Below are 9076 nucleotides of genomic sequence, written 5' to 3'. Positions count from 1 at the left end.
GCCCACACCAACCATTACAGACATTGGTGTTGCTAAACCTAAAGCACAAGGACACGCAATGATTAGTACTGCAATTGCATTCACAAACGCATACACATAAACTGGTTCTGGACCCCAAATTGCCCAAACAATAAATGTGATAATAGAAATAAGAACTACAACTGGCACAAAATAACCTGATACCTTATCTGCTAAATTTTGAATAGGTGCGCGACTTCTACTGGCATCATTAACCATATGAATGATTTGTGAGAGTAACGTATCACTTCCTACTTTTTCCGCTTTCATCAAGAATGATTGATTCCCATTAATTGTTCCGCTACTTACTTTATCATCTTGAGATTTGTTTACAGGAATAGGTTCTCCCGTAATCATAGATTCGTCAATAGTTGTTTCGCCTTCAGTTATTACACCATCCACAGGAATTTTATCTCCTGGTTTAACTTTTAGAATATCTTTTAATTCTATCTTATCTATACTGACTTCAACTTCTTCACCATCTATTATTTTTATAGCTTTATTAGGTGCTAACTTTAATAATTCTTTTACTGCCGAATTGGTTTTGCTATGGGCACGCGCTTCTAACAACTGTCCTAAAAGCACCAAGGTTAGAATAACCGTTGCTGCTTCAAAATAGACGTGTACTGCACCTGATTCAGTTTTAAATTGTTCAGGAAATACATCTGGAAATAACATCCCAAACACACTAAATAACCAAGCCACACCTGCACCAATCCCAATTAGGGTAAACATATTGAGATTCCACGTTTTTATACTTCTATAAGCACGTTCAAAGAACATCCAAGTAGCATAGAATACGACTGGAATTGATAAAACGAATTGAATCCAGTTCCAGTTTTTCTGTTCCATTATATCATACAATGGATTATTATTAAGCATTTCGCTCATTGCGATTATAAAAATTGGTAAAGTGAAAACAGATGCTATCCAAAACTTCTTCAATAGTTTTTTATAGGTTTTTTCTTCTGCTGAAACATCTGGTTGCATTGGTACTAAATCCATACCGCAAATAGGACACGAACCTGCTTCATCTTTTACAACTTCTGGATGCATTGGACACGTCCATTGTTCAGTTGTAGCTGTCGATAGATTTTGTTCTTCGACCAAATCCATTCCGCAAACAGGACAATCTCCTGCTTTATCATAAGTTTTATCTCCTTCACAATGCATAGGACAATAAAATGTACCTGTGCCTTTTGCTTTTGGTTGGTTTTCCTTTTTATCTTCTAAATGGTGATGATGTTCACCTTGTTTATGAATACTGTATCTACCACCATCATTTTTTAAGGCTTCTTGAAATGTTTCTATAGGAATATGCGATTCCATTTCGATAGTGGCTTCTGCCTTTTCTAAATTGACTGTTGCTTTTGAAACACCTTCCACTTTAGAAAGTGTTTCTTCTACGTGACTGCGACAACCGTTGCAAGTCATTCCGTGTATGTGATATGTGTGTTTCATTGTTTACTGAATTAAATAATTAATTATGGTGCTTTGAACATAGTAGGTCTTAACAGACTCTATTTGGTTCATTTGAAACTTTAATTGCAATTCTTGAATATCTAAAACATCATTAAAATCAATCGTTCCTGTTTCGTAACTTTTGATTAAAATTTCTTCGGCAACTTTAGCTTGTTTTAGATTTTTAGTTTGGGTTGCATAACTTATTCTTGCAGAAATACGCTCATTATTCGCTTTACTTAAAAGCGTTTCCAAAGTGTTTAATCGTTCTTGTTTTTGAGCTGTTATTTCTTGCTGTTCTAACTCATTTTGCTTGGTTTGAGATTTATATTTTTTATTAAAAATTGGAATGGATACCGAAACCATAGGCATTACAATATCTTTACCGTTATCCGAAAAACTCATATCTGGTCTTTCTGAAACATTGATATAGTCTAATCCAAAACCAAATATAGGACTGCTTTCTTTTTGATTTAGTAATTCTGATTGTTCTATGGATTGATATAATTTATCATACTTCAACAATTCGGGATGTAATGCTAAATTTTCAGTAGTGATTTCAAAGTCTTCTGAAGGCATCATTAAACTATCTACCACAGTAACAGCTATATCATTTTTCCTATTCAAAAGCTTATTGAAATTAGTTTGTTCCGCTAAAAATTGTTGACTTAAAACATCTTTTAGTTGTTGCATTTCATTTTGACGCATTTGTAATCGCAACACATCTACAGCAGATGCTTTACCAACCTCAACAGATGTAAGTGCTAATGTTTCATAGGTATCCAATAGTTTAATGTTTTCTGTTAGCACCATTTGTTTTGCTTTGTTGGCGTATAAATTATAATAGGATTGTGATACAGAAGCCATCAATTTTCGCTTTGCAATAACGATGTCTTCATATTTAGCATCAGCTAATGAACTGATATAATTTTCTCGTGACGTAATTGTACCAAACCACGGTAACATTTGTTTAGCAGATACTTTAAAGCGTTGCGCTCCTGTTCGTGTTTCTGGTTCGCTCACAAAGTAACCTACACCAAATTCGGTATTAGGTATCGTATTGACTTCGTTTACTTTTTCAGAAACTCTTTTGTATTGCAATTCAAATTTTTGAATTTCTGGATTGTTATTTAGTGCTACATTAATAAGCGTTTCTAACTCTTGACTTTGCGCAGAAAGCACGAAGCATAAAGCACAAAGAACAAAGACCGTTTTTATATTGATTTTTATGTATTTCATTTTGTTGCTCTTTTAAGTTGAACTTCAGATTTCCAGCTATATAATACTGGCACTACAAATAGGGTTATTAAGGCTATGAGCATTCCTCCAAAACTTGGAATTGCCATAGGTATCATAATATCGCTTCCTCGTCCTGTAGAGGTTAATACTGGTAATAATGCTAAAATGGTTGTAGCTGTAGTCATTAAACAAGGTCTGATACGTTTTTCTCCTGCTTCTACTATGGACGCTCTAATTTCCTTTTTATTCTCTGGTGTATTTCTATCAAAAGTTTGCGTTAAATACGTTGCCATTACTACACCATCATCTGTTGCAATACCAAAGAGTGCAATAAACCCAACCCAAACCGCTACACTTAAATTAATGGGATGCATCTGAAATAAGTCTCGCATATTTTCGCCAAAGAAATTGAAGTTTAAAAACCAATCTTGACCATAGAGCCATATCATTATAAATCCACCTGCAAACGCTACTGCTATACCTGTAAATACCATTAATGAGGTTGCCACAGAACGGAATTGGAAATACAGTATTAAAAAGATAATTGCCAATGCTAACGGTACAACAACCGATAAGGTTTTTTCTGCTCGTAACTGATTTTCATAAGTTCCTGTAAAAGCATAGTTGATTCCTTTTGGTACAATTAATTCACCTGAATCTATCTTTTCTTGAATCAATGCTTGTGCATTTTCAACAACAGTTACTTCTGCAAAACCATCTAATTTATCGAACAATACATAACCTACTAAAAAAGTATCTTCACTTTTAATAACTTGTGGACCTTGTTCGTAACGAATGGTTGCCAATTCGCTTAATGGAACAGGACTGCCTTTTTCAACTGGCACATAAATCTGTTGTAAGTCTGTTGGATTTGCTCTTAATTCTCTTGGGTATCGCACACGAACACCATATCGCTCACGACCTTCAACCGTTTGTGTTAATACCATACCACCAACTGCGACTTTTAATACATCCTGAACATCTTGTATAGAAATTCCGTAACGTGCAATTTTCTCTCTATCAATATCAATGAGCAAATAAGGTTTACCAACAATACGGTCTGCAAAAACAGCTTCTTCTTTAACACCTTCTGCTTCCTTGATAATGTTCTCTAATTTGACGCCAAACGCTTCAATTTGCTTTAAGTCTTGACCTTTCACTTTAATTCCCATAGGTGATCGCATTCCTGTTTGAAGCATTACCAATCTGGTTTCAATAGGTTGTAGTTTTGGTGCTGACGTAACACCTGGTAATTTGGTGACTCTTAAGATTTCATTCCAAATATCGTCTGGTGACTGTATTTCTGTTCGCCAATTGCGGTAGTATTCACCATCATCATCTTCGATTAATTGAGACCTTTTGACATTTAATAAAGTTGATTTGATTATCGCTTTGTTTTCGACTGCGCTCGAACTGACAGCTATATTTTCGTTATGAATTAATCGACCATCTTTTAATTCAAACAAACCATCATCATTTACTTTGTAGCGTTGTCTTTCTCCATCTGCATTCAGCATATATTCTGATTTATACTGAATGATGTTCTCATACATAGATAGAGGTGCTGGGTCTAAAGCTGATTCTGTTCTTCCTGATTTACCAACTACCGTTTCAATCTCTGGAATACTGGCTACTGCCATATCTAATTGCTGTAAAACTCGTTTGTTTTCTTCTACGCCAGAATGAGGCATTGAAGTTGGCATTAGTAGAAATGAGCCTTCATTTAAGGATGGCATAAACTCTTTACCAGTATTCTTCATAATGAAAAAACCTGCAATTACAATAGCAGTTGGTACAGATAAAAACAATAACTTATTATCTAAACACCACCTTAAAATACGTGTGTAATATTTGATGAATAATGAGAAAACGCCTAATAAACCAAAACATATAACACTAACAAAAATGAGATTCCAGAAGATACTTTTATCAACACCTAATGGTCTCCAATATTCGGCTAACAGAAATACTATCGCTGATACCGAAATAATAATATTGATAAGGTTGGCTTGTTTTTCTGATACTATTTCTTGTTGCTTTATAAGTGCAACAATTCCAAAACCAATCAATATTAAACCTAACCAATAACCGTAAACTACTGCTACTATACCCAATGCTATTAAAATGCCATTTAAAACATATTTAAATTTGGTTTTAATGCTTTTCTTTCTGAATAAAAATGCTGCAAATGGTGGTATTAAAAACAAAGCAACAATAATAGATGCTGTTAGAGCAAAGGTTTTTGTAAAGGCTAATGGTCTAAATAATTTTCCTTCTGCACCAATCATAGTAAATACAGGAATAAAACTGATTATTGTTGTCATTACTGCGGTTACAATAGCGCCTGAAACTTCTGCTGTGGCATTATAAACTACTGTATTAATGGATTGTGTTCCATCATCTTCATCCAAATGCCTTATAATGTTTTCTGAAAGTATGACACCGACATCAACCATTGTACCAATAGCAATTGCAATACCAGATAAAGCGACAATGTTTGCATCTACACCAAAGAACTTCATAGCTATAAACACCATTAAAACCGCAACTGGTAGTAGTCCAGATATAAGTACAGATGCTCGAAGATTGAATACCATAATGATAATGACCAAAATGGTAATTAGTATCTCTAATGTTAAGGCTTCATTGAGTGTACCTAATGTTTCTTGAATTAATACTGTTCTATCATAAAATGGTACTATGGTGACTTGTGAGGTTCTACCATCTGCTAATACTTTTGAAGGTAATCCTGCACTTAATTCGTTAATTTTCTCTTTTACATTATTGATTACTTCCATTGGGTTTGCACCATATCGCGCAACTACAACAGCACCTACAACTTCCGCACCTTCTTTATCTAATAACCCACGTCGTGTTGCTGGACCTAAAGAGACTTTTCCAATGTCTTTGATTCGTATTGCTGTATAATCTTCGGAAGTAACGACTGCATTTTCTATGTCTTCAATAGATTTCACATAACCTAAACCACGTACTAAATATTCTGCATTATTAATTTCAATAGTTTGTGCACCAATGTCTTTATTACTTTCTTTAACTGCTTTTACAACGTGATGTAATCCAATATTATATTGACGCATCAATTCAGGATTAACATCTACTTGGTATTCTTGAACATAACCACCAATAGATGCTACTTCTGATACTCCGCTTGCAGAGGATAGTGCATATTTAACATAGTAATCTTGAATACTTCGTAACTCTTGCAAATCCCAACCACCAGTTACGTTTCCGTTTTCATCACGACCTTCTAACGTGTACCAAAATATTTGTCCTAATCCTGTGGCATCTGGACCCAAAGCAGGATTAACACCTTCAGGTAATAAACCACTTGGTAATGAGTTTAGTTTTTCGAGAATACGACTTCTACTCCAGTAAAATTCTATGTCTTCTTCAAAAATGATATAGATACTTGAAAAGCCAAACATAGACGAACTACGAATGGTTTTTACTCCAGGAATACCTAACAAGGATGTGGTTAATGGATAGGTAATTTGGTCTTCAATATCTTGTGGTGAACGACCATCCCACTTTGTAAATACAATTTGTTGGTTTTCTCCAATATCTGGAATTGCATCTACCGCTACAGGATTGCTTGGTAAAAATCCAGTATCCCAATTAAAAGGTGCATTTACCGTACCCCATCCTACGAAAAGGACGAGTAGTAGTACTGCAACGAGTTTATTCTCTATAAGAAATTTGATTGCTTTATTAAGCATATAGTTTGATTATTAAACAGTTAGACATTGATGTTGAGAAAACACCGAATACAACAAATTATCCTTATGACACATAGCCATAGGATAACACAGCCTATTGTTTAAAAATCAAATTAAATAAGTCTCGTCAATCTTGAAGATTTGCCTGACGACGAGTGGTGGTTTGTATTCTTCGTAAGAAGATACATTATTTTCTAAACCTTCAAAAAGGTTAATATAAGTGTAAACAAATGAAGCAATGAATACCTGTTTTTCAAATGAAATTTTGTCAACTTGTAATTGAAGTTCGTCTTGACCTTCAATTGCTAATTGTTTATCATCGCAACAATTTTTCTTGGTAATAGAACATCCTTCAGTAGAAGGTTTTTCCATTTCCATACCGCAACCTTTGGCTTTATGGAAAATAGCCGTTTCTACTAAAGTATCTCCGCAATAATGCATATTCATAGTAAATGACATTGTAGAAAATAACACTACAAAAGCCATTGCTAAAGACATTATTTTATGGAATACTTGTTTCATACTGTTTGCGAAGTTACGAAATTTTAACAAATGTTCATTTTGTTTAACAGAAGTTTAATGGTTAACTCCATCGCATTCGTTGTAGTCTAACTGCATTTAATATTGCTAATAAAGCCACACCAACATCGGCAAAAACTGCTTCCCACATTGTTGCTAAACCACCTGCCCCTAAAATCAGAACAATTACTTTTACTCCAAATGCTAAAATGATGTTTTGCCATACAATTTTGCGAGTGGAACGACTAATTTTAATAGCCCTTACGACTTTTGAAGGTTGGTCTGTTTGAATGATAACATCTGCTGTTTCAATAGCGACATCACTTCCTAAACCACCCATTGCTATTCCTACATCACTTGCTGCTAAAACTGGTGCGTCATTAATACCATCACCTATAAAAGCAATTTTATTTTCAGGATTTTGTTTTAAAAGCTCAACTTCATTTAATTTATCTTCTGGTAACAAACCACCTTTAGCCTTTTCAATATTTAATTCTCTTGCTACTTGTTGGGTAATGGAATCCTTATCTCCAGAAAGCATCATTATATTATTAATACCAACTTTATGTAAGGCTGTAATTGTTTCTTTTGCATCTTCTTTTAATTCATCTGCAATAACAACATAACCTGCAAATGTATTGGCTATAGATACTAATACTATAGATTCAACGATAGTTTCTGTTTCCTCTAAAACTTTAATATTATTTGCTGTCATTAGGGCTTTATTACCAACTAAAACAGTCTTACCATTTACAATACCTTTTAACCCTTTTCCTGCTATTTCAGATACTTCAGAAGCCTCATAATCTTCGCCTTCTGCTCTATATTCTAAAATGGCTTTTGCGATAGGATGTGTGGATTGTTCTTCCATAGCCATCAAGTACTGCATAAACTCTTTTTCATCCCAACCAATTGCTTTGATTTCTTTTATTTTGAAAACACCTTTAGTAACCGTTCCTGTTTTATCCATCACCAACGTGTTTATCTTGGTCATTGCATCTAAAAAGGAAGCGCCTTTAAATAAAATTCCGTTTTTTGAAGCTGCTCCCAATCCTCCGAAATAACCCAACGGAATGGATATTACCAAAGCACAAGGACAAGAAATCACCAAGAAAATTAAGGCTCTGTATAGCCAATCTCTAAAAACATAATCATCTACAAAAAAGTATGGTAGAAACGTAACACCTATTGCTAAAAACACAACTATTGGTGTGTAAATACGAGCAAATTGTCTGATGAATAATTCGGTTTTAGATTTGCGAGCTGTTGCGTTCTGTACCATATCCAAAATCCGAGCAATGGAACTATCTTTAAATTCTATGGTGGTTTCAATTTCAATTACTCCATCCATATTAATACTTCCAGCAAATACTTTTTCGCCTTTTGCAATAGTATCTGGTTTACTTTCGCCTGTTAATGCAGCTGTATTAAATGAACCTTTGTCGGAAAGTAGAATACCATCCAATGGAATTTTTTCTCCTACACGTACTTGCACTTTTTCGCCAATTTCAACCGTTTCTGGACTTACAGACACATAATCATTGTTGCGATATACCAGAGCTTCATTTGGTCTAACATCCAATAATGCTTTTATATTTCCTTTTGCTCTATTAACTGCTGCATTTTGAAATAATTCCCCAACTGCATAAAACAACATTACAGCAACACCTTCAGGATATTCGCCAATAATAAACGCACCAATAGTTGCAATGGACATTAAAAAGAACTCTGTAAATACATCGCCTTTTTTAATACTTTCCCAACCTTCTTTTACAACAGGAAGCCCAACTGGCAAATAAGCTATACCATACCAAATAATGCGAATCCAATCCTTGAAAAATGGAACATCAAAATAATCTAAAGCGATACCAACAATAAGCATTGTAAAACTTATGATTGCCGGAATATAGGCTTTAATATTACTTGAGTTACCACTATGATTGTGACCATCATCGTGACTATGTTGTTCTTCTGAATTTGGTTTTAAATCTCGTAAATTGAGTTTCTTTTTTTTCATAATAAAATTTATAACACCCAAAGATGCTATTTTATTAAGTGCAATGGAAGTGCATTGTTGGTGAGAATTGTAAATGTGTATGGCA

5 protein-coding genes are annotated in these 9076 nt (G+C 34.3%); all 5 read right to left on the bottom strand.

Annotated features, from left to right (window positions below; translation table 11 throughout):
- Positions 1 to 1479 (bottom strand): HAD-IC family P-type ATPase (locus tag BUA46_RS14910; protein ID WP_143148160.1); only part of this gene is annotated, 1479 nt, incomplete at its 3' end.
- 3 nt (positions 1480 to 1482) lie between these two features.
- A complete protein-coding gene (locus BUA46_RS14905; protein WP_026010162.1) occupies positions 1483 to 2718 on the bottom strand; it encodes a TolC family protein in 1236 nt (411 codons plus the stop codon).
- The gene (locus BUA46_RS14900; RefSeq protein WP_019388841.1) at positions 2715 to 6455 is read right to left on the bottom strand and encodes an efflux RND transporter permease subunit; all 3741 of its coding nucleotides are present in this window, start codon (positions 6453 to 6455) and stop codon (positions 2715 to 2717) included. The genes BUA46_RS14905 and BUA46_RS14900 overlap by 4 nt, the downstream gene beginning before the upstream one ends.
- 108 nt (positions 6456 to 6563) lie before the next feature.
- Entirely contained in the window at positions 6564 to 6977 is a 414-nt protein-coding gene (locus tag BUA46_RS14895) for an HYC_CC_PP family protein (RefSeq protein WP_019388842.1), read from the bottom strand.
- Positions 6978 to 7038: 61 nt separating this feature from the next.
- On the bottom strand, positions 7039 to 8991 hold the full coding sequence (locus tag BUA46_RS14890; protein ID WP_026010163.1) for a heavy metal translocating P-type ATPase: 1953 nt from the start codon (positions 8989 to 8991) through the stop codon (positions 7039 to 7041).
- Between the last annotated feature and the right edge of the window lie 85 nt (positions 8992 to 9076).

The organism is Algibacter luteus (genome assembly GCF_900141715.1).
GTDB classification, from domain to species: domain Bacteria; phylum Bacteroidota; class Bacteroidia; order Flavobacteriales; family Flavobacteriaceae; genus Arenitalea; species Arenitalea lutea.
Note: the sequence above shows the minus strand (reverse complement) of the source record. Positions and strands in the feature narration are given on the sequence as shown.

Coding starts and splice junctions, on each gene's coding strand:
- BUA46_RS14900 (WP_019388841.1), bottom strand. CDS start 6,455: ATGCTTAATAAAGCAATCAAATTTCTTATAGAGAATAAACTCGTTGCA.
- BUA46_RS14890 (WP_026010163.1), bottom strand. CDS start 8,991: ATGAAAAAAAAGAAACTCAATTTACGAGATTTAAAACCAAATTCAGAA.
- BUA46_RS14905 (WP_026010162.1), bottom strand. CDS start 2,718: ATGAAATACATAAAAATCAATATAAAAACGGTCTTTGTTCTTTGTGCT.
- BUA46_RS14895 (WP_019388842.1), bottom strand. CDS start 6,977: ATGAAACAAGTATTCCATAAAATAATGTCTTTAGCAATGGCTTTTGTA.